This window comes from Actinoplanes sp. DH11 (genome assembly GCF_020873875.1).
Lineage (GTDB): Bacteria > Actinomycetota > Actinomycetes > Mycobacteriales > Micromonosporaceae > Actinoplanes.
Genome location: NZ_JAHWGU010000051.1, coordinates 1 through 21,033, shown reverse-complemented (window position 1 = coordinate 21,033; position 21,033 = coordinate 1). Strand labels below are relative to the sequence as shown.

Sequence of the window (21,033 nt, the reverse complement as noted above, 5' to 3'; positions counted from 1 at the left end):
AAGGAGGCAAACGCGATGGGCTCCGTCCGCGTCGCCATCGTCGGTGTGGGTAACTGCGCCTCGTCCCTCGTGCAGGGCGTGGAGTACTACAAGAACGCCGACCCCAACGACCGCGTCCCGGGTCTCATGCACGTGACCTTCGGCGACTACCACGTCTCCGACGTGAAGTTCGTCGCGGCGTTCGATGTGGACGCCAAGAAGGTCGGCATGGACCTGAGCGAGGCGATCGTCGCCAGCGAGAACAACACCATCAAGCTGACCGACGTCCCGCCGGCCGGCGTGACCGTGCAGCGCGGCCCGACCTTCGACGGTCTGGGCACGTACTACCGCGAGATCATCGAGGAGTCCTCGGCCGAGGTCGTCGACGTGGCGCAGGCCCTGCGTGACGCCGAGGTCGACGTGGTCGTCTCCTACCTCCCGGTGGGTTCCGAGGAGGCCGACAAGTTCTACGCGCAGGCCGCGATCGACGCCGGTTGCGCGTTCGTCAACGCCCTGCCGGTCTTCATCGCCTCCGACCCGGTCTGGGCGCAGAAGTTCACCGACGCCGGTCTCCCGATCGTCGGCGACGACATCAAGAGCCAGGTCGGCGCGACCATCGTGCACCGCGCGCTGGCGAAGCTGTTCGAGGACCGCGGTGTCGAGCTGCTGCGCACCTACCAGCTCAACTTCGGCGGCAACATGGACTTCATGAACATGCTGGAGCGCAACCGCCTGGTCTCGAAGAAGATCTCGAAGACCCAGTCGGTCACCTCGCAGATCCCGCACGAGATGGTCAAGAGCGACGTGCACATCGGCCCGTCGGACCACGTGCCGTGGCTGGACGACCGCAAGTGGGCGTACATCCGCCTCGAAGGCCGCTCCTTCGGTGACACCCCGCTCAACGCCGAGCTCAAGCTCGAGGTGTGGGACTCGCCGAACTCGGCCGGCGTGATCATCGACGCGGTCCGCGCCGCGAAGATCGCCAAGGACCGCGGCGTGGGCGGCCCGATCCTCTCCGCCTCGTCGTACTTCATGAAGTCGCCGCCGGTGCAGTACAGCGACCACGACGCCCACGCGGCCGTCGAGGCCTTCATCAAGGGCGACATCGAGCGCTGAAACGCCCGATCCGAGCGAGGCGCAAGCTGAGCTGAAAGGCCGGTCCACGACGTGGACCGGCCTTTTTCCAACCCGGAGCGGTGTACGACCGGAGCACGGCACCAGTCCTGCCGCGGTGGACGACCGGAGTGCCGCACCAACCCGGAAGCGCCGTCCATGGCGAAATGTTGATCTGCTGGCGATGCGAAATCGCGGTCAAAACCCCATGATCACAGCGATTTCGCACCGCCAGCAGATCAACACCGCCACGCGGCCCGCACGCAGCGACCGCGCGGAAGCCGGACCATCGGGACAAGCCCCGCCGGGTCAGCTCCACGCCCGGGTCAGGGCCACCCGGGCCTCCAGTTCCAGGAGTCGTCTCTTGCGGTCGAGCCCGCCGCCGAAGCCGACCATCTTGCCGCCGGCACCGACCACCCGGTGACACGGCACGATCACCGGGACCGGGTTGTGGTTGCAGGCCGTCCCGACCGCCCGCGCGGCACCCGGATCACCCAGCGCGGTGGCGATCGCCCCATAAGTGATCATTTCGCCGTAGGGGATCCTGGCGATCTCGGCCCAGACCGCCCGCTCGAACGCCGAGCCACCACGCATCTCCACCGGCACCGTGAACTCGGTCAGCTCCCCCGCGAAGTAGGCCCGCAGCTCCGCCACGGCGGGGTGCCCGGTGTCCGCCGGGCCGGGACGCGCGCCGAAGCGCACGCCCACCACGACGCCGTCCTCGGCGACGACGCCGAGCGGCCCGATCGGTGAGTCCACGACGAACATGACCCGATTCTCCTCCGCGGGTGCGACAACGTCACCGGCCGCGTCGTGCAACGCCGCAGGGACGACAACGTCACCCGCCGCGTCGTGCAACGCCGCAGGGACGACAACGTCACCGGCCGCGTCGCGCGAAGCCGCAGGGACGGCAACGTCACCCGCCGCCTCGTGCAACGCCGCGCGGGCCGGGAGGCGTACTCCTTCGCGGAGGTGACCGTGACCCAGTCGATCGAGGCCGAGTTCACCGCGTTCGTCGTCGATCGCGGGCCGGCGCTGGTCCGTGTCGCGTACGCGCTGACCGGTGACCAGCAGACCGCGGAAGACCTGGTGCAGGTCGCGCTGGCGAAGGCGTACGCCCGGTGGTCGCGGATCAGCGGCGACCCCGAGCCGTATGTGCGCCGGATCCTCTACAACGACCGTGTCTCCTTCTGGCGCCGCCAGAGCCGCCGCCGTGAACTGCTGATGGCCGACCTGCCGGACCACGGCGGCCACGGCGGGCACGACCACGACACGGCACTGCGCCTGGCACTGCGGCAGGCCCTGCTCACTCTGCCGCCCCGGCAGCGGGCCGTGCTGGTCCTGCGTTACCTGGAGGACCGCTCGGTCGAGGAAACGGCCGCGGTGCTCGGCTGCCGTCCCGGGACCGTGGCGAGTCAGGCCGCCCGCGCGCTGGCCAAACTGCGCGTGCTGGTGCCCGAGTTGAACGACGTGACCGCCGCGGAGGTGCTGTGATGATCGACGACCTGCTCCGTGCCGCCGTCCGCGACCTGGCGGACGAATCCGGCACCCCGTCCGGCCTGGCCGCCGGCGCCCTGGCCCGGGGCCGCCGGATCCGCCGCAACCGGCGTGCCGCGACGGCGGCCGCCGCCCTGGCCGCGGTGCTGGCCGTGACCGTGCCGTTCGTCGCGCGCCACGACCGCGACGTCCGCCCGGAGCCGCTGCCGGCCGCCACCCCCACGGTCGTCCGCCCGAGCTTCGATCCGGCGGAGGTGTTCGTCGCGCCCGGCGGTGCCCGGCTGCTCAGCATCGAGGAGCGCCGCACGACTCGCGTCCTGGATCCGCACACCGGCCGGTACCGGGACCTGCCGGACCGGGACCTCGCTCCGGTGATGTCTCCCGACGAACGGCACGTCGCCGTGCACCGGGCCGGCGAGGAGGGCGTCCGGATCCTGGACCTCAAGACCGGCGACCACTGGCGGCCGCCGGTGTCCACGCCGGCGTACCTGACCTGGTCCGACGACGGCAGCCGGCTGTTGCTCTCGCACAACGACGGTTTCACGGTCCTCGACCCGGCCGCTCGCCGCTCACGCACCCACCAGGTCGATCTCGGGCGGTTGCCGTGCCTCGACCACTGCCGGTTCACCTGGCACGCCGGGAACACCCGGGTGGCGTTGCCGCAGGCCTGGGCACGTAACGACGAGGAGCAGCGGATCAGCGGCCTGGCCGTCTTCGACGCGGCGAGCGGGGAATTCCTGCGGAACGTGCCGATCAAAGGCATCCCCGCCGGGCCGAACGCCTGGTCACCGGACGGGCGCCTGGTCCTCGTCCGGCTGATGCCGCAGTCCGCGGACCAGGTGACGATCGTCGAGGCCGAGTCGGGCCGGGCAGTCGGGCACTTCACCGCGGTCTGGTCCCGCTTTCTCGGCGACAGCACCGTTCTTGCCCAGAACGCTGGCATCCTGACCAGGTACGACGGCGACGCGACAGTGCTCGACAAGGCGGAACTGCCGGCCGAGCTGACCGGCCGGCTCCTGACGTTCGGTTTCTGACCCGAGGCTCGTCCGGACGGCAAAGCCCCGGACGGCAAGCTCCGGAGGGCAAAGCCCCGACGGCAAGCCCCGGACGGCATGCAAGCTTTCCGACCGGCGCCGCGTCTGACCCGGTGGAGGTGACCGGTGAAGCAGTCGCTCGAGGACGAGTTCACCGCGTTCGTCGCGGAACGAGGGCAGTCGTTGCTCCGGATCGCGCACGCTATGACGGGGGATCGGGAAGCCGCGCAGGACCTGGTGCAGGGTGCGCTGGCGAAGGCGTACTCACGCTGGCCGCGCATACACGGCGACGCGGAGGCGTACGTCCGCAAGATCTTGTACAACGACCGCATCTCGGCCTGGCGCAGGCCGGGCAGCCGCAACGAGGTCTCGATGGCCGACGTGCCGGAGCGGGCCGGGCAGGACCGGCACGACGACGACGTCGCCGAGCGTCTCGCGCTGCGCGAGGCACTGCTGTCGCTGCCCGCACGGCAGCGTGCGGTGCTGGTGATGCGCTACCTCGAGGACCGTTCCGTCGAGGAGACCGCCGAGGCGCTCGGCTGCCGGCCCGGGACGGTGGCGAGCCAGTCCTCCCGCGCCCTGGCCAAGCTCCGCGAACTGGTCGGCCGAGTGACGCCGCTGGAGGCATCCCGATGAGGAACCTGGAGGACAACCTGCGCGACGCGGTTCACGACCTCGCCGGCGAGGCGCCCCCACCACTCGACCTGGCGGCCGCCGCGCGCACCCGTGGGCGCCGGATCCGCCGCCGTCGCCAGGCCACCCTCGCCGCCGTCGCGGCCGCCCTGATCGGCGTCACCGTGACCCCCTACGCGGTGCTCCGCGAGAGGGCCACCCCGCCGCCGGTCACCGACGTGACCCCGGCGCCGTCACCGTCGCCGTCGCCGTCGCGGTCCCCGGAACCGTCGCCGCGGATCCGGATGCTGTCCACTTTCGACGCCGACCGGCCGTACCGGCTGCTCGGTGGTGCCGTGGTCGTCGCGATGAGCCGCACCGAGCAGAACGAGGTCACCGAGGGCGACACCCACCACGTGCTGCTCGACCGGGCCACCGGGCGCTACCGGGAACTGGCCGGGAACTACCGCGAGGTGGTGCCGGGACCGGGAGAGCTGTTCGCGGTCCACGAGGGCCCGGATGCGGAGACCTCGGTGCACGTGGTCACCGCCGGCGGCGAGGTGCGCCGGCGGATCCCGCGCCAGGCGGTCGGCGACGCACCGCAGTGGTCCCCGGACGGCAGCCGGCTGCTCGTGCCGGTCTCCGACGGTTTCCTCGTCGCCGACCCGGATCGGTCCGGTGACCGCACCTTCCAGCCGGAGGGCGAGTGCCCGGACTACTGCTCCTACTCGTGGCTGCCGGACGGCACGGAGATCGCGGTGCCACGGCGTGACCCGGCCTGGACGCGTTCCGAGGCGCAACCGGACATGGCGAGGTGGCTCGACATCTACTCGGCGACCACCGGCAAGCTGGTCCGCAGTCAGGAGATGACCGGGCGGCCGATCGGCACCCGGGGCTGGGCACCCGACGGCCGGCACGTCCTGACCAGGACCGGCGGTTCCACCGGGACGATCACCCTCACCGACACGTCGAACGGCTCATCGGTCGCCGAGCTGAGCGGCTCGGACGCCGTCTACCTGGCGGACGGCCGGATACTCACCTACGACGACACGACGGTCACGCTCCACGACGCCCTGGGCCGCCCGATCGAGAAGGCCGGTCTGCCGACCGAGTTCCGCGGCCTGACACTTTTCGTGTCGGCCGGCTCCTGATCAGGAGATGTGGCCCTGCTCGCGGGCCCACTTGAAGAGCTCCGCCTCGGCCTCGTCGCGATCCAGCGGCCCCCGGTCGAGGCGGAGCTCCTTGAGGAAACGCCACGCCTGGCCGACGACCGGGCCGGGCGGCACGCCGAGCAGCTCCATGATCGCGTTGCCGTCCAGGTCGGGGCGGACCTTGGCCAGGTCCTCCTCGGCGGCGATCCGGGCGATCCGTTCCTCGAGCGCGTCGTAGTCGGCGGCCAGTTGGGCGGCCTTGCGGCGGTTACGGGTGGTGACGTCCGAACGGGTCAGCTTGTGCAGGCGGGACAGCAGCGGACCGGCGTCGGTGACGTAGCGGCGCACCGCCGAGTCCGTCCACTCGCCTCGCCCGTACCCGTAGAAGCGCAGATGCAGGCCGACCAGGCCGACCACGTCGGAGATCGTGTCCTTGGGGTATTTCATGGCCTTCATGCGCTGCTTGGTGAGCCGGGCGCCGACCACCTCGTGGTGGTGGAAGCTGACCCGGCCGTCGCGGCCGACGGCCTTGGTGGCCGGCTTGCCGACGTCGTGCATGAGCGAGGCCATCCGCAGCACGAAGTCCGGCCCGCCGTCGCCTTCGAGCCGCATCGCGTTCATCACGACGATGAGCGTGTGCTCGTAGACGTCCTTGTGCTGCGCGTGCTCGTCGATCTCGAGCTTGAGGCCGGACACCTCCGGGATGAAGCGGTCGGCCAGCCCGGTGTCGACGAGCAGGCGCAGGCCGGCGATCGGGTCGGCGGCCGTCATCAGCTTGGTGAACTCGTCCCGGACCCGTTCCGCGGTGATCCGGTCGAGGTCGGCCGCCATGTCCCGCATCGCCGCGACGACCGGCTCGTCCACAGTGAACCGCAGCTTCGCGGCGAACCGGGCGGCCCGGAGCATCCGAAGTGGATCGTCACCGAAGGAGCTCTCCGGCGCGCCGGGCGTCCGGATCAGTTTGCGCGCGAGGTCCTGGAGCCCGCCGAACGGGTCGGTGAACTCGTGACCCGGCAAGGACACGGCCATCGCGTTGATCGTGAAGTCGCGCCGGGACAGGTCCGCCAGCAGCGAATCGCCGTAGGAGACCACCGGATTGCGGGTCACCCCGTCGTACGCCTCGGCCCGGAACGTGGTGATCTCGATCCGCACGCCGTCCTTCTGGATCCCGATCGTGCCGAACTCGCGGCCGGTCTCCCAGATCGCGTCCGCCCAGCCCTTGACCACGTCGAGGGTCTGCTCCGGTCGCGCGTCGGTGCAGAAGTCGAGGTCGTCGTTGAGGCTGCCGAGCAGCGCATCACGGACCGACCCGCCGACCAGGTGCAGCTCATGGCCCGCGGCGGTGAAGCGGCGGCCGAGCTCGTCGGCGAGGGGGGACACGCGGAGCAGCTCGGCTACCGCTTTCTGCTGGGCGGAATTCAGAACAGACATGGGATGACCAGCCTATCTTTTCCGCCTCCTGGGTGCGGTCGGCGGGGCGGCCGCGTGGCAGGCGCGAAGATTGCCGGGCAGGATGGCGGGGTGCCCCTTTCCGAGGCGCTGCTACCCCTCACCCAGGACCCCGGTTTCTGGACGGGCCAGATCAGCGACACCGAACACCTCCCGCCGCAGCTGCGCGTGTCGTTCCCCGTGGTGGACGGCTACGCCCTGGTCCTCGAGATCGAGCTGCCGTCCGGCGAGCGGACCCTCGGCCTGCGCCGGCCGGCGTCGAGCGAGCCGGTCCAGCTGGGCTGGGCGCCGGCCGACGGGCCGTTCCCGGCGGCGCTGCACTGGTGGGAGCTGGAGTCCTTCGCCCGGGTGATCGCCCTGGACGACCCGCTGCTGCCGCACCCCGGTCTGGTGGTGGCGCTGCTGTCCCCGTTCGCGCCGGCCACCGCGGACGACGACGCCACGGCGATCGCGGCGGTGCGCGAGGCAGCGTACCGATCACTGCGCCGCGAGGTTCCCGCCGCCGCGCCGTCCGGTCCGGAGCAGGCGCCCCTGCCGCTCTTCACCGATGAGCACTGGTGGCCGGCCCCGCCCTCGCCCTCACCGCAGGTGCTCGACGAGGCGGCTGTCGCGGCACTCAGCGCACCGGCCCCGGCGACCCTCCAGGTGCGTGCCGGGAGCCGCTTTCCCCACGAAGACCTTCTCGATCTGGTACGCCGGACGGGCGCACGCCTGAGCCGCCTGCCCGGCCAGGAGTGGTACGCGGAGACCCGCCCGCTGGCCCGCCGGATCACCGACTCGGGTGACCTGGCGCTGGTGCCCGCTCTGCTCGGTGCGCTGACCGAGGCCGGCTGCGACCATCCGACAGTTCTGGATGCGCTGAGTGAGCCTCTGGTGCCGCTTGAGGCGTGCTGGATGGTGGAGACGCTGGCCGGCGCGGAGCCCGGCACCCTCCTGCGTCACCACGTGTGACCTTTGCGCTTATGGTGGCTTCGACATCGGCACCCTTGAGAAGGAGGCCCGGGTGAACGGCGGCCTGTACCGCAGCACGCACGCGACGCCGGACCGGCAGCCCTTGGCGGAGGAGGGCGTCACCGTGGTCTCGGTGGATGCCGAGGCTCCGGCCGCACCCGCGGGGGACGGCGGCACCACCGGGCAGAGCGCGATCATGGCGATCGGCAGCCTGGTCAGCCGGATCATCGGGTTCGTCCGGAACGCGTTGATCGGCATGACGCTCGGTTACGGTGTCGGTGACGCGTACACCAGCGCCCAGTTCCTGCCCGGCCAGATCTACGAGCTGCTGCTCGGCGGCATTCTCTCCAGCGTGCTGATCCCGCTGCTGGTCCGGCGGCGCAAGGCCGACCCGGACGGCGGCCAGGAGTTCACCCAGAAACTGCTCACCTTCGCGGTCACGTCGCTGGGCATCGCGACGGTGCTGGTGGTGTTCGCCGCGCCGCTGATCACCTATCTGCAGGCCAGTGACGGCAACACCAAGGCGTACCGGGATCTGGTCACCAGCTTCGCGTACCTGATCCTGCCGGTCATCTTCTTCACCGGTCTCTCCGCGATGATCGCCGCGGTGCTCAACGTGCGCGGCCACTTCGCGGCGCCGATGTGGGCGCCGATCCTGAACAACATCGTCGTGATCGCGACCTGCGGTGTGTTCCTGTTCGTCTTCGGCACCGACGACGGCCTCAGCCCGGAAACCATCACCGCCGGTCAGATCGCGCTGATCGGCGGCGGCACCCTGCTCGGCATCGTGGTGCAGGCGGCCGGTCTGCTGCCGGCCCTGCGCAAGGTCGGTTTCCGCTGGCGGTGGCGCTGGGACCCGCGGTCGCTGGGCCTGCGCGAGATCGGCAACCTGGCCGGCTGGATGCTCTGCTACGTCGCGGCGAACCAGGTCGCGGTCTTCGTCGTGGTGCGCATCCTCAACGAGGTGGCCGGCGACGGCAACGCCAGCGTGCTCGCCTTCAACAACGTCTTCCTGCTGACCATGATGGCGCACGGCATCATCGGCGTGTCGGTGATGACGGCGCTGCTGCCGAAGATGAGCGCGGCCGCCGCCGACGGGCGCTACGAGGAGGTCAGCGCCGATCTGACCCGCGGTATCAAGCTGGTCAGTGCGGCGCTCGCCCCGATCGCGGTGGTCTACGGCGTGCTCGGCACCCCGCTGTCGGTCTTCCTCTTCCAGGGCGGCAACTTCGGCAACGACGCGGCTCTCGATACCGGTACGGTGCTGACCGTCTCGGCGTTCGCGGTGCTGCCGCTCTCGATCAGCTACCTCTGCACGTACGCCTTCTACTCCCTGCAGGCCAACAAGACGGTCGCGCTCATCAACCTGCCCGTGGTGGCGGTCCGGATCGGGGCCTACTTCCTGCTCGCCGCCGTGCTCAGCGAGTCGCTGTCGGCGGCCGGCATGACCGCGGCCAACGCCGTCTCCTACGTGGTGTCCGCGGTCGTCTCGCTGGCCGTGCTGCGCCGCCGGATCGGCCGGCTCAACCTCGGTTCGGTCGCGGTGTCACTGGCCAAAGTGGCGTTCGCGGCCGCGGTGGCCGCCGCCATCGGCGTGCTGGTGGTGCGCCTGCTGCCCGGCGGGAGCGAGCCGTCCGGCCGGATCGAGGCCGTGGTGCAGCTGTTCACCGGCGGTGCGGTGATCCTCGTCGCCTACCTGGGGGTAGCCCTGCTGCTCCGGGTTCAGGAGATCAGCCAGGTGGTCGGGATGGTGCGCCGCAAGATCGGTCGTTGATCTCGGCACGGACGTCCTGATCAGGGCTTTCCACGGCGAGTCCGTCCCGATTCCGCCGATCGCCCGCCGCGACCGGCGGTGCCGCGCCGGGGGGACGACCTGCCCGACAGTGGCCCTGTACGGGTATGGTCGGTGTCGGCATGTGCGCGGGAGCACGTTTGGTCCTTAGCACCCAGGCATGCACCACCGAGGGAGGACTGGTGACCCAGGTCGGCGAAGGCCACGAGACCGCGGCCGACGAGGCCGGACCGGTCTTGACCTTCGGTGCGCCCACCGCCGGTGAGATTCTGGCCGAGCGTTACCAGCTGGAACAGCACGTCAACAACGACAGTGCCGGCCGGCAGGTGTGGCGCGGCATCGATGTGATCCTGCGGCGCCCGGTCGCCGTCGTTCTGCGGCACCCCGGTGGCGACTCCGCCACCGAGATGCTCCAGGCCGCGGTCGCTGCGAGCCGGGTGATCCACCCCAATCTGGTCGGCGTCTACGACGCGATCGACGAGCAGGAACGGGCCTACGTGGTCCGCGAGTGGGTCGACGGCGAGTCGTTGCGCGACCTGATCGCCGCCGAGGGTCCGCTGGACCCGGCGCGCGCCATCGCCATCGCGCACGCGGTCGCCGACGCGCTGACCGCGGTGCACGCCACCGGCATGGTGCACGGCAACGTGCACCCCGGCACCACCCTGATCGCCGACGACGGCCGGGTCGTGCTCGCCGACGCCCGGGCCGACTCGGCGGACAGCGTGGAGTCGGACATCCGCGCGGTCGGCGGCCTGCTCTACTTCGCGCTCACCGCGCACTGGCCCCACGACGAGGTCGGTCGTTCGGCACTGAGCGACGCCAACCGGGACAGCGCCGGCAACCCGGCGGCGCCGCGGCAGGTGCGGGCCGGCGTTCCGGCCTACCTCGACGACCTCACCATGGACCTGCTCGACCGGCGGGTCGCCCCACCGGCCGCCGACGCGCTCACCGCGGAGCTCGGCCGGCTGGACGCCGCTTCCGAGGACGAGGAGTTCGAGGACGTCGGCCCGCTGCGCTTCGTGCAGGGCACCTCGTCGTCCGCCGAGCCGATCAAGACGACGCCGAAGATCCTGCTCGGCGTCGGCGCGCTTGTCGTGATCGCGATCATCGGCCTGATCTTCGGCATCCGCGCGATCAACGACACCAGCAAGACCGAGACCGGCGCCAACCCGCCCGTCACGGCGGGCACCGGTCAGGAGGGCACCGGGACCGGCGACGCCGCGGCACCGGCCCCCGACCCGAAGAAGATCGCGCTCACCGCCGACCAGGTCCGCATCGTCGACCCGCCGCCGGGCGACCGCGACGACAGCGACGAGGCGAAGTTCGTCGTCGACGGCGACTCCGAGACCTCGTGGAGCCTCGCCTGGTACAAGTCGCCCAAGTTCGGCAACCTGAAGGACGGCATGGGCGTCCTGATCAACCTGGGCAGCCCACGGGCCCTCGCCGAGATCCAGGTCGCGACGTCGGCCCCCGGCGTGGCGATGGACGTGCGCTACGGAGCGAACGATCCCGGCGACACCTCGAACGGCGACGAGAAGCTGCTCAAGGAGTACAAGAAGCTCGGCGACGGCGACGCGGAGAAGAGCACCGGCACCAACTGGGCGTTCTCCGGCTTCGAGCCCGACCAGAAATACCAGTACGTGCTGGTCTTCCTGACCGAGCTGCCGACCAACGAGGACGGCCCCGGCTACAAGGTCAACGTCAACGAGATCCAGCTGTACGGGTACTGACAGGCCCTCCCGGGAGCCGCGGTGGACTACATTGCTGGCGTGAGTTCCCGGGACGTATCCGCCGGTTCGCCCGGTGCGGGCGAATCCGCACCGAGTGACGCCGAGCTGATCCGTGCGCACGTCGCCGGCGAGCCCGATGCTTTCGCCGAGCTGGTCCGCCGCCATCGGGACCGGCTCTGGGCAGTCGCGCTGCGCACCGTCGGCGACCGTGAGGAGGCCGCCGACGCCCTCCAGGACGCCCTGCTGAACGCGCACCGCAACGCGGCCCGCTTCCGTGGCGACTCGGCTGTGACGACGTGGCTGCACCGGATCGTGGTGAACGCCTGCCTGGACCGGCTGCGCCGCCGCCAGGCCCACCCGACCGTCCCGCTGCCCGACGGCAACCGTGACGACGACCGCCCGTCCGCGCCGGAACCCGTCGCGCCGGCGCCGGACCAGGACACCGTGCTCGTGGTCCGGGATGCGCTGGCCGCATTGCCGGTCGAGCAGCGGTCCGCGATCATCCTGGTCGACGTGCAGGGATACCCGGTCACCGAGGCGGCCGAGATGCTCGGTGTCGCGGAGGGCACGGTCAAGAGCCGGTGCGCTCGCGGCCGGGCCCGCATGGCTGTCACGCTGGGATTCCTGCGTGGCGAGGCAGGTGGGGCAGCGCGTGGTGGGCCCGGTGGGGCCGTCCAAGGCGGGAACCGGACGGGCGTCGGCGACGTCCCATCCGAGTCGGCGCCGGCGACTTCCCTGCCGGCGGGACACGATCGGAGGGATCAGCGGTGACGGGCGCCGAGTTCGACGGGGTCGACCTCGATCTGCTTGCCGACTACATCGGCGGCGCCCTCATCGGCACGCCCGACGACGAACGGGTCGGTGCCCTGGTCGCCGAGGATCCGGTGTGGCGGGAGGCCTACGAACGGCTGGCCCCGGGCATGGCCACCGTCGGCGCGATGCTGCGTGACCTGCCCGCCGAGCGGATGCCGGCCGACCTCGCCGACCGGCTGGACGCGCTGTTCAGCACGCCGGCCGACGCACCCGTCGACGCGCCGGCCGCGGTGACGCTGCCCGCACGGGTGACGGCGACCGAGGCGGCCGGCGAATCGGGCACGCACCGCGGCGACCGACTTCACCCACCAGCCGGCCCCGGTGCCGCCGGTTCCCCCAGTGCCGCCGGTTCCCCCAGTGCCGCCGGTTCCCCCAGTGCCGCCGGTTCCCCCAGTGCGGCCGGTGCTGCCGGGATATCAGCAGGTGCGGACGGGGAGTCCGCCGAGCCCGTACCCGCGAAGGTCCTGGACCTTGCCGAAGCGCAGCGGAAGCGCGCCGCCGGTGCGCGCCCCCGACGCAGGGTGCGCTGGGCCGCGCCGATCTCGATCGCCGCCGGAGTCCTCGCCTTCGCCGGTTTCGGCCTGAGCCAGCTCTCCGGTGACGACGCCTCCGACGCGGGTTCGTCGGAGAGCGCCGCCGGCGCCGCGCCGATGATCGCGGACGCACCCCAGGTGGGTGAGGTCCTGCGCACCGGCACCGACTACGCCCCCGAGACACTGGCCCAGGCGCCGATCTCAGCCGGTGGCACCGAGCCGTTCGGCGCGACCGACGGGCCCACCGCCGCCGACTCCCAGCCGGACGCGACCACCGCCGTCAAGTCGCCCCTGGGCCGGCTGCTCGCACCGCAGGCGCTGCTGGACTGCCTGGACGCGATCGCCCGGGAGAACGCCGGCGGGCCGATCTCGGTGGGCTCGGTGGATTACGCGTTCTTCACCGGCACACCGGCACTGATCGTGCACTTCACGGCGGCCAACGGCGGGTGGGCCTGGGCGGTCGGCGAGGGTTGTGGCACGCCCGGCAGTGACGCCGCCGCGCTGGAGAAAGTGCCGGTACGCTGACCGCACTCCTTGCGTGAGGTCCGACACGGGCCCCGGTGAGGGAATGGCGGATGCCTAGCATGACGTTCTAGCGTGCAGAGTCGCCGCCCGATGCGTGCGGCGAAAACAGACTGAGGAGTCGGCAGTGGACGAGGTCCGCAATCTGATCATCATCGGTTCGGGGCCGTCCGGCTACACCGCGGCGCTCTATGCGGCCCGGGCGAACCTGAACCCGCTGGTGATCGAGGGCGTGCAGTCCGGCGGCGCTCTGATGACCACCACCGAGGTGGAGAACTTCCCCGGTCACCGGGACGGCATCATGGGCCCCGAGCTGATGGACAACATGCGGGCGCAGGCCGAGAAGTTCGGCGCCGAGTTCATCACCGACGACGTCACCCGGGTCGAGCTCGGCGACAAGCCGACCGAGCCGGGCACCGAGGGCCTCAAGACCGTCTGGGTGGGTGAGCAGCAGTTCTTCGCCCGCGCGGTGATCCTGGCGACCGGTTCGGCGTGGCGCCCGATCGGCGTGCCCGGCGAGCAGGAGCTGCTCGGTCACGGCGTCTCGTCGTGTGCCACCTGTGACGGCTTCTTCTTCCGCAACCAGCACATCGTGGTGGTCGGCGGCGGCGACTCGGCGATGGAGGAGGCGACGTTCCTCACCCGCTTCGCCGAGACGGTGACGATCGTGCACCGGCGCGACTCCTTCCGGGCCAGCAAGGTCATGCAGAAGCGTGCGCTGGACAACCCGAAGATCAAGGTCGAGTGGAACACGGTCGTCGAGGAGATCCTCGGCACCGACGGCAAGGTCGTCGGCGTCCGGCTCCGCGACGTCAACTCGGGCGAGACGAAGGTTCTCGACGTCACCGGCGTCTTCGTGGCGATCGGCCACGACCCGCGCAGCGAGCTGTTCAAGGGTCAGGTCGAGCTGGACGACGAGGGCTACGTCAAGGTCGACGCACCCAGCACCCGGACCAACGTCCCCGGCGTGTTCGCCGCCGGTGACCTGGTCGACCACACGTACCGGCAGGCCATCACCGCGTCCGGCACCGGCTGTGCCGCGGCGCTGGACGCCGAGCGCTTCATCGCTTCATTCGTAGAGCTGTAAGACCGGGAGGTCCTCGTGGGAGCAACCAAGGTGGTCACCGACGCCACCTTCGCCAGCGACGTGCTGCAGTCCGACAAGCCGGTGCTTGTCGATTTCTGGGCTGAGTGGTGCGTCCCGTGCAAGAAGGTCGACCCGCTGCTGGCCGAGATCGCCGCGGAGATGGGCGACAAGGTGGAGATCGTCAAGGTGAACATCGACGAGAACCCGCAGACCGCCATGGCCTACCAGGTGATGTCGGTACCGACCCTGACGATCTTCAAGGGTGGCGAGCGGGTCAACTCGGTCGCCGGTGCGAAGCCGAAGAGCTTCCTGGTCAACTTCATCGAGTCGGCGCTCTGACGTCCTCTTCTACGCCCCGCGTCCGTTCTGGGACGCGGGGCGTACGCTCGTCAAGGTCGTCCTTCCTCGCCCCTAGGGAGTTCTGAGTGCGGTCCATCCGACGCGGGGACACCGGCCCCGCCGTGTCCGAGATCCGGTCGATCCTGGTCGGCCTGGAGTTGCTCGACAACGCCGAGCCGGACACCTTCGACGAGGCGCTGGTGGACGCGGTCCGCGCGTTCCAGCAGAGTCGCGGGCTCGGCATCGACGGCATGGTCGGTGACGAGACGTGGCGAGCGCTCGACGCGGCGCGCTGGCGGCTCGGTTCTCGGACCCTCTTCCACTCCGTGCCCGACGCGCTCGTCGGCGAGGATGTGCGCACCCTCCAGGAGCGCCTGCTGGAGATGGGGTACGACACCGGTCGCCCCGACGCCATCTACGGTGCCCGCACCGCCCGCGCGGTGGCCCAGTTCCAGCGTGAGGTCGGCCTCGCCCCGGACGGCTCCTGCGGCCCGCAGACCATGAAGGCGCTGCGCCGGCTCGGCCGCAAGGTGGTGGGTGGCCGCCCGCAGTGGCTGCGCGAGGCCGAGGCGTTCCGCCAGTCCGGTCCCAACCTGGTCGGCAAGACGATCGTGATCGACCCCGGCCACGGCGGCGGTGACGACACCGGCGTGGTGGTGCCCGACGGGCCGCTGCGCTGGACCGAGGCCGACCTGGTGTTCGACCTCGCGACCCGGCTCGAGGGCCGGCTCGCCGCGGCCGGCATGCGGGTGCACCTGACCCGCGGGCCGGCGCCGACCGCGCCGATGAGTGGCGCCGATCGGGCCGCCCTGGCCAACAGCCTCGGCGCCGACCTGCTGATCTCGCTGCACCTGGACGGCGTCTCCGCGGAGAGTGCCGAGGGTGTCGCGACCTACCACTACGGCACCGGCAACGGGCTCAGCTCCACGGTCGGCGAGCGGCTGGCCAACCTGGTGCAGCGCGAAATCGTCGTGCGCACCGGGCTGCACGACTGCCGCACCCACGCGAAGAGCTGGGACCTGCTGCGCCTGACCCGCATGCCGACGGTCCGGGTCGACCTCGGTTACCTCACGTCGCCGCGGGACCGGGAGCGCCTGATCGACCCGTCGTTCCGGGAGCAGATCGTGGAGGCGCTGCTCGCCGCCGTGCAGCGGATGTACTTCCCGGTGGAACGGGACGTGCCGACCGGCTCGATCGACGTACGCCAGTTGCGTCTCGCTCTCGCCGACCGCGGCTGAGCCAAGCCCTAGTTCTCCAGGCTGCTGGTGGCCGGCATCGGCCGCAGCAGCTTCTCCGGGCTCATCGAGCCGAGCAGTTTCTCCAGCGCGTACTCCACGTCGGACTTCCATGACAGGGCCGTCCGCAGCTCCAGCCGCAACCGCGGGTAACGGGGGTGCGGGCGGACCGTCTTGAAGCCGACGGACAGGAAGAAGTCGACGGGCGCCACGCAGGCGCCGTCGCGCTCCTCCTCGTCGTCGGCCTCGCCGGCTTTCGCGTCACCGAACGCCTCGATCGCCTTGATGCCGCGCTTGGTGAGATCCCGGGCGACACCCTGCACCAGCATCCGGCCCAGGCCGCCGCCGGCGAACGCGGGCACCACCTTGGCCGTGGTGAGCAGGGCGGCGTCGGCGCTGACCGGTGACGTGGGGAACGCCATCGACCGCGGCACGTAGGCGGGTGGCGCATACATCACGAAGCCGGCCGGCATGCCGTCGACGTAGGCCAGCTTGCCGCAGGACCCCCACTCGAGCAGCGTCTGCGAGACCCAGGCCTCCTTCTCCAGCCCGGTGTCGCCGCTGGCGCAGGCCCGTTCGGCGGAAACCGGGTCGAGTTCCCAGTAGACACACTGCCGGCACGGCCGGGGGAGATCCTCAAGAGTGTCGAGGGTGAGGTTGACCAGGCGTCGCGACATGGCGAACTCCCTGCGCAGACACGGGACGGACCGGAAATGAAGCACGGTCGTCAAGTCACGTGCCTCGTCCGCGCCCCCCGGCGAATCCTACGCCGGAATCACCATGAACGGGAGCAGGTCGGGCAGAGGCCGAATGGGACGACCGGGCTCAGTACGGGTTTCCCCGTTTAGTATCGAGGACGTCTCGACCACCGAATCAACGAGGTGAGAGCCGAATGACCGGCACAACTCAGGACGATTACACCGATCGGTACGCGCGACGGGTGCGCGGGATGACCACATCCGAGATCCGCGCCCTCTTCGCCGTCACCAGCCGACCCGAGGTGGTGTCGCTGGCCGGCGGCTCGCCGTACATCGCGGCCCTCCCCCTGGACGCGGTCGGCGAGATGCTGAACCGTCTCGGATCCGAGCAGGGCGCCACCAGCCTTCAGTACGGCATCGGCCAGGGCACGATCGACCTGCGCGAGCGCATCTGTGACGTGATGACCCTGTCCGGCATCACCAACGCCTCCCCCGACGACGTGGTGGTCACCGTCGGCGGGCAGCAGGCCCTCGACCTCCTGGCCCGACTCTTCCTGGACCCGGGCGACGTGGTGCTCGCCGAGGGGCCGACCTACGTCGGCGCACTCGGCGTCTTCCAGGCCGCCCAGGCACAGGTGCAGCACGTGGCAATGGACGCCGACGGCCTGATCCCGGCAGCCCTCGAGGAAGCCATCGAGGCGACCGCGAGAGCCGGCCGGCGGGCCAAGTTCCTCTACACGATCCCGACCTTCCAGAACCCGGCCGGCGTCACCCTCTCCGAGGAGCGGCGCGAACAGGTGCTCGACATCTGCGAACGGGCCGGTCTCCTGGTGATCGAGGACGACCCGTACGGCCTGCTCTCCTTCGAGGGTGAGGCCCCGCTGCCGTTGCGGTCCCGCCGCCGGGACGGCGTCTTCTACGTCAGCACGTTCTCCAAGACGTTCGCGCCGGGCCTGCGCGTCGGCTGGATCCTGGCGCCGCACGCCGTCCGGGAGAAGCTGGTCATGATGAGCGAGGCGAACGTGCTCTGCCCGAGCGCTTTCGCGCAGGGCGCCGTCACGCAATACCTGACGGCCATGCCCTGGCAGGAACAGATCAAGGTGTACCGGGAGATCTACCGCGAACGCCGCGACGCCCTGCTCGACGCCCTCGACGACCTGATGCCGGAGGGCACCACCTGGACCCGCCCGTCCGGCGGCCTCTTCGTCTGGACCACCCTGCCCGACGGCCTCGACTCGAAGGCGATGATGCCGCGGGCGATCGCCGCCCGCGTCGCGTACGTCCCCGGTACGGGCTTCTACGCCGACGGGACCGGGCGGGGCAACATGCGCCTGAACTTCTCGTTCTCGTCGCCGGAACGGCTTCGTGAGGGCGTGCGGCGCCTGTCCGGGGTGATGGAGCGGGAACTGGAGATGCGCGCCGTCTTCGGTGGCTCGGCCGCCCTGGGTCCGTCCCAGCACCGTCGGGGTCCGGCCACTGCCGACACCCCCGGCCACGAGTTGGCATGATCACCCCCATGGGTACGCGTGACGAGTTGCGGATTTTGGTGCTGGCCGGTGGGCTCTCCTACGAACGGGACGTGTCCCTGCGGTCCGGCCGCCGGGTGCTGGACGCGCTGCGTTCCGCCGGCCTGACCGCCGAACTGCACGACGCCGACGTCTCCCTGCTGCCGACGTTGCAGGCCGACCCGCCGGACGCGGTCGTCATCGCGCTGCACGGCGCCACCGGCGAGGACGGCTCCCTGCGCGGCGTCCTCGACCTGTGCGGCATTCCCTACGTGGGCGCCGACGCCCGGGCGGCCCGGCTCGCCTGGGACAAGCCGTCCGCGAAGTCGATGCTGCGCGAAGCCGGCATCCCCACCCCGGACTGGGTGGCCCTGCCCCACGACCGTTTCTCCGAGTTGGGCGCGGTCGCCGTTCTCGACCGGATCGTCGCCCGGCTCGGCCTCCCCCTGATGGTGAAGCCCGCACAGGGCGGCTCCGGCCTGGGCGCCGCGGTGGTGCGTGACGCCGCCGACCTGCCGGCGGCGATGGTGGGCTGCTTCGCGTACGACTCGACGGCCCTGGTCGAACAATTCGTCGCCGGCACCAACGTCACCGTCTCCATCATCGACCGGGGCGACGGCCCGACCGCCCTCCCCATCGTCGAGATAGTCCCGCGCGACGGGGTGTACGACTACGCCGCCCGCTACACCGCCGGCCTGACCACCTGGCACGTCCCGGCCCGCCTGTCCCCGGACGTCGCCGGCCGGGTCACCGAGGTGGCCTTGGCGGCGTACAAGGCCCTCGGCCTCCGCGACCTCTCCCGCATCGACGTGATCGTCGACCCGGCCGGCGAGCCGTCGGTCCTGGGCTGCAACGTGTCGCCCGGCCTGACGGAGACGTCGCTGCTGCCGCTCGCGGTGCAGGCGGCCGGGGTCGATCTGGGCGAGATGCTGAGGTCGTTGGTGGAGAGGGCTGTGGCCCGGGCGGCCTGAGGTTCTTCTCTGGATGAGGGCGCACCTGGTGTGCCCTCATCCTTGCTTTTCCCAGCAGAACGCTTCGCCTTTGCCCACGCCGCCGTCCTGGCTGTGGCATTCGCCTGTGGCCCGCCCCACCCCGGCCGGGCTTGCTCTGCGGTGATCAGTGACGCCTTCCCTTGCCCTGGTGCCGGCCGCGTCCCGATCCGCACCGGTCGACGGTCCACAGTGTGCGCTCGGCCGCATCCCATGCTTATCGCAGCTAGGTCCATGCCGCACCGCGCGCCTTGTTCCAGCCCTGTGGCGCCGTACTGTGCGCCCCATCCAGGCCGCCGTCCGTCGCGATGTCCAGCCCACTCCGGCGCCCCGTGTTCCGCACGCCGCGCCCCGGAGCACCCCTCACGGATTGCGCACACCCAAGTCCCGACACCGATCCGCCGCTCCACCTAGCCGCCTAGCCGCCGCTCCACCGAGCCGCCGCTCCACCGCTCCCCGGTCGAACCGCATCCAACGCCGGGCTGGCCGGCCATCGAATCGGCCACCGCACCAGGGCACACCATCACGACCCGGCAGCCGCGCCGCCCACGGTCCGCTTGGACGAGCTGCGATCAAGCGGACTGGTTGTGTGCCGGATCGACCGCCGCCGCCGTAGTCGTCGCTGCCGACCCGGGACCCGCCTCCGGGCCGGACTCCGGAAAATTCAGCGGGCGGCCGGGCTCGGCGATGTCGTGGGGGCCGGTCACCCGTACATCTGAATCAGCCGCCGCCGAAGCGGCCTGCACGTCGTCCAGGGTTTTCGGCCGCTGACTGTCGTCGGCCTCCGGGGTGGTGGTGGCGAACGTCGGCACCGTGAACGTCGCCGGCGACTCCCACTGGATGTGGGCGGGCTCGGCGATGGCGCGGCCGCCGAAATCGGCCAGCCAAGCGGCGACGTGGGCCAGGTTCTCGCTCCATTGATGCTCGGGGATGACAGGGAGGATGTCGTCCCAGAGCGTCAGGAAGGTACCGCGCAGTTGGAGGCGCCCATAGGGCCTCGCGAGGAACCACATGTGCAGATGCGCAGAACCATCACCCCATCGGTTGACGTGCACGCGCGCCACGCCATCGAGGGAACGTACCGCCCGCTCCAGCCGAACCGTCATGACGCCGAGCTCGGCAGCGAGCAGGTTCGGGAGATCGCCGAGGTCGAGATGGGACCGGCATTCGAGGATCAGGACCATCGGAAGGCCCGTGGGACGGTCCATCGAGCGGACCCGCCAACGCTCACTGACCCAGATGTACGCGTCGTCGGGCGTGCCGCAGGCCACACAGTCGGATGCGTCCTCGCCGCTTCGGGGCGGCTCCACTTCGACAGGCGGCGCAAGTTTCTTGACCCGCATGTCCCCCTCAAAGGGGAACGAAGGCCAACGCGTGAAGTCGGGCAGGGGGGCGGTGTTCTCGGACACGACGTGACCTTAGCCCAGCTCAGGAGGGGCTGTCCTGGGTCAATTTCGCACGACCGAGGTACGCCTTTCCACCCACCCGAGCGGGCTCGCCACGTAGACGCCCGTGAAGCTGTCACGTTGTCCACACCAGCCCCAAAGTTATCCACAGAAGTTATCCACAGGCAGCCGTGTTTCACGTGAAACGCGACGTAGAACGCTTGTAGCCCCTGTGGATAGAGCGGTGGACGAAGCCCAGCGCATCGGCGATGTTTCACGTGAAACGGGGCTCGGAAGTTTTTCAACAGGCTGTGCGCACAGGTTGTGGATAGTGGCGCAGGCACATGTACGGGTAGGGATTGTCGTCGTTGCCAGCATCGGCTACGGAGCGTGTTAGCTGAGTGGATCTCGGGTCAAGCTCTTCCACCGATCGGTGGTCGCTCGTTGGTGGTCGCCCGTTTCACGTGAAACGGGGAGGGGCATAGACGCCTGCTGTTCCGAACTCGCCATGCCTCGCTCGCGCGAGCGTCGCTCGCCCACAGGCCGTTTCACGTGAAACGCGAGAGTGACTTGCGTCACCCCGCACCCCGCACCCCGCACCCCGCACCCCGCACCCCGC

At 70.7% G+C, this 21,033-nt stretch carries 19 protein-coding genes; 15 read left to right on the top strand and 4 right to left on the bottom strand.

The window, feature by feature from the left end; translation table 11 throughout:
- Nucleotides 1-15: 15 nt before the first annotated feature.
- Entirely contained in the window at nt 16-1,095 is a 1,080-nt protein-coding gene (locus LPA41_RS39750) for an inositol-3-phosphate synthase (protein ID WP_229076670.1), read from the top strand.
- 306 nt (nt 1,096-1,401) lie between these two features.
- On the opposite strand, the gene LPA41_RS39745 is transcribed toward LPA41_RS39750, so the two are convergent.
- Nucleotides 1,402-1,860 carry a methylated-DNA--[protein]-cysteine S-methyltransferase gene (locus LPA41_RS39745; protein ID WP_229076669.1) on the bottom strand — a complete coding sequence of 153 codons (459 nt, stop codon included), beginning with the start codon at nt 1,858-1,860 and terminating at the stop codon, nt 1,402-1,404.
- A 210-nt stretch (nt 1,861-2,070) separates the two neighbouring features.
- Between LPA41_RS39745 and LPA41_RS39740 the strand changes: the two genes are divergently transcribed.
- The 4 genes from LPA41_RS39740 (at nt 2,071) to LPA41_RS39725 (ending at nt 5,386) form a co-directional block, all read left to right on the top strand.
- Nucleotides 2,071-2,586, top strand: coding sequence for a SigE family RNA polymerase sigma factor (locus tag LPA41_RS39740; RefSeq protein ID WP_229076682.1), 516 nt, complete (start codon nt 2,071-2,073; stop codon nt 2,584-2,586).
- Nucleotides 2,586-3,623 carry a YncE family protein gene (locus tag LPA41_RS39735; protein ID WP_229076668.1) on the top strand — a complete coding sequence of 346 codons (1,038 nt, stop codon included), beginning with the start codon at nt 2,586-2,588 and terminating at the stop codon, nt 3,621-3,623. The genes LPA41_RS39740 and LPA41_RS39735 overlap by 1 nt, the downstream gene beginning before the upstream one ends.
- A gap of 126 nt (nt 3,624-3,749) precedes the next feature.
- On the top strand, nt 3,750-4,259 hold the full coding sequence (locus tag LPA41_RS39730; RefSeq protein ID WP_229076667.1) for a SigE family RNA polymerase sigma factor: 510 nt from the start codon (nt 3,750-3,752) through the stop codon (nt 4,257-4,259).
- Nucleotides 4,256-5,386, top strand: coding sequence for a WD40 repeat domain-containing protein (locus LPA41_RS39725; protein ID WP_229076666.1), 1,131 nt, complete (start codon nt 4,256-4,258; stop codon nt 5,384-5,386). The genes LPA41_RS39730 and LPA41_RS39725 overlap by 4 nt, the downstream gene beginning before the upstream one ends.
- On the opposite strand, the gene LPA41_RS39720 is transcribed toward LPA41_RS39725, so the two are convergent.
- Entirely contained in the window at nt 5,387-6,817 is a 1,431-nt protein-coding gene (locus LPA41_RS39720) for a CCA tRNA nucleotidyltransferase (protein ID WP_229076665.1), read from the bottom strand. It lies immediately after the preceding gene.
- A 90-nt stretch (nt 6,818-6,907) separates the two neighbouring features.
- Between LPA41_RS39720 and LPA41_RS39715 the strand changes: the two genes are divergently transcribed.
- From LPA41_RS39715 to LPA41_RS39680, 8 genes are all read left to right on the top strand, one after another.
- Nucleotides 6,908-7,786 carry a hypothetical protein gene (locus LPA41_RS39715; RefSeq protein ID WP_229076664.1) on the top strand — a complete coding sequence of 293 codons (879 nt, stop codon included), beginning with the start codon at nt 6,908-6,910 and terminating at the stop codon, nt 7,784-7,786.
- A 52-nt stretch (nt 7,787-7,838) separates the two neighbouring features.
- A complete protein-coding gene (murJ, locus tag LPA41_RS39710) occupies nt 7,839-9,560 on the top strand; it encodes a murein biosynthesis integral membrane protein MurJ (protein WP_229076663.1) in 1,722 nt (573 codons plus the stop codon).
- 140 nt (nt 9,561-9,700) lie between these two features.
- Nucleotides 9,701-11,308, top strand: coding sequence for a protein kinase family protein (locus LPA41_RS39705; protein ID WP_229076662.1), 1,608 nt, complete (start codon nt 9,701-9,703; stop codon nt 11,306-11,308).
- A 30-nt stretch (nt 11,309-11,338) separates the two neighbouring features.
- Complete coding sequence (sigM, locus tag LPA41_RS39700; RefSeq protein ID WP_374238278.1) at nt 11,339-12,079, top strand: RNA polymerase sigma factor SigM; 741 nt, start codon at nt 11,339-11,341, stop codon at nt 12,077-12,079.
- Entirely contained in the window at nt 12,076-13,179 is a 1,104-nt protein-coding gene (locus LPA41_RS39695) for a hypothetical protein (protein ID WP_229076660.1), read from the top strand. The genes sigM and LPA41_RS39695 overlap by 4 nt, the downstream gene beginning before the upstream one ends.
- Before the next feature lie 124 nt (nt 13,180-13,303).
- Nucleotides 13,304-14,263 (top strand): thioredoxin-disulfide reductase, encoded by a 960-nt coding sequence (gene trxB / locus LPA41_RS39690; protein ID WP_229076659.1) that lies wholly within the window; start codon nt 13,304-13,306, stop codon nt 14,261-14,263.
- 15 nt (nt 14,264-14,278) lie between these two features.
- Nucleotides 14,279-14,602: a thioredoxin gene (gene trxA, locus LPA41_RS39685; protein ID WP_229076658.1), complete on the top strand. Its 324-nt coding sequence runs from the start codon at nt 14,279-14,281 to the stop codon at nt 14,600-14,602.
- Nucleotides 14,603-14,688: 86 nt separating this feature from the next.
- Complete coding sequence (locus LPA41_RS39680) at nt 14,689-15,840, top strand: N-acetylmuramoyl-L-alanine amidase (protein WP_229076657.1); 1,152 nt, start codon at nt 14,689-14,691, stop codon at nt 15,838-15,840.
- Nucleotides 15,841-15,848: 8 nt separating this feature from the next.
- On the opposite strand, the gene LPA41_RS39675 is transcribed toward LPA41_RS39680, so the two are convergent.
- Nucleotides 15,849-16,514 (bottom strand): GNAT family N-acetyltransferase, encoded by a 666-nt coding sequence (locus LPA41_RS39675; protein ID WP_229076656.1) that lies wholly within the window; start codon nt 16,512-16,514, stop codon nt 15,849-15,851.
- 215 nt (nt 16,515-16,729) lie between these two features.
- Here LPA41_RS39675 and LPA41_RS39670 point away from each other — a divergent pair, with 215 nt between their 5' ends.
- Entirely contained in the window at nt 16,730-18,043 is a 1,314-nt protein-coding gene (locus LPA41_RS39670) for a PLP-dependent aminotransferase family protein (protein WP_229076655.1), read from the top strand.
- Nucleotides 18,044-18,051: 8 nt separating this feature from the next.
- The gene (locus LPA41_RS39665; protein WP_374238276.1) at nt 18,052-19,011 is read left to right on the top strand and encodes a D-alanine--D-alanine ligase; all 960 of its coding nucleotides are present in this window, start codon (nt 18,052-18,054) and stop codon (nt 19,009-19,011) included.
- Between the two features lie 590 nt (nt 19,012-19,601).
- On the opposite strand, the gene LPA41_RS39660 is transcribed toward LPA41_RS39665, so the two are convergent.
- Entirely contained in the window at nt 19,602-20,417 is an 816-nt protein-coding gene (locus tag LPA41_RS39660) for a hypothetical protein (RefSeq protein ID WP_229076681.1), read from the bottom strand.
- Between the last annotated feature and the right edge of the window lie 616 nt (nt 20,418-21,033).

Bases quoted from the DNA above. Each gene is read 5' to 3' on its own strand.
- LPA41_RS39735 (WP_229076668.1), top strand. From the start codon at position 2,586: ATGATCGACGACCTGCTCCGTGCCGCCGTCCGCGACCTGGCGGACGAA.
- LPA41_RS39725 (WP_229076666.1), top strand. From the start codon at position 4,256: ATGAGGAACCTGGAGGACAACCTGCGCGACGCGGTTCACGACCTCGCC.
- LPA41_RS39665 (WP_374238276.1), top strand. From the start codon at position 18,052: ATGGGTACGCGTGACGAGTTGCGGATTTTGGTGCTGGCCGGTGGGCTC.
- LPA41_RS39750 (WP_229076670.1), top strand. From the start codon at position 16: ATGGGCTCCGTCCGCGTCGCCATCGTCGGTGTGGGTAACTGCGCCTCG.
- LPA41_RS39705 (WP_229076662.1), top strand. From the start codon at position 9,701: ATGTGCGCGGGAGCACGTTTGGTCCTTAGCACCCAGGCATGCACCACC.
- LPA41_RS39745 (WP_229076669.1), bottom strand. From the start codon at position 1,860: ATGTTCGTCGTGGACTCACCGATCGGGCCGCTCGGCGTCGTCGCCGAG.
- LPA41_RS39675 (WP_229076656.1), bottom strand. From the start codon at position 16,514: ATGTCGCGACGCCTGGTCAACCTCACCCTCGACACTCTTGAGGATCTC.
- LPA41_RS39720 (WP_229076665.1), bottom strand. From the start codon at position 6,817: ATGTCTGTTCTGAATTCCGCCCAGCAGAAAGCGGTAGCCGAGCTGCTC.
- LPA41_RS39670 (WP_229076655.1), top strand. From the start codon at position 16,730: ATGACCGGCACAACTCAGGACGATTACACCGATCGGTACGCGCGACGG.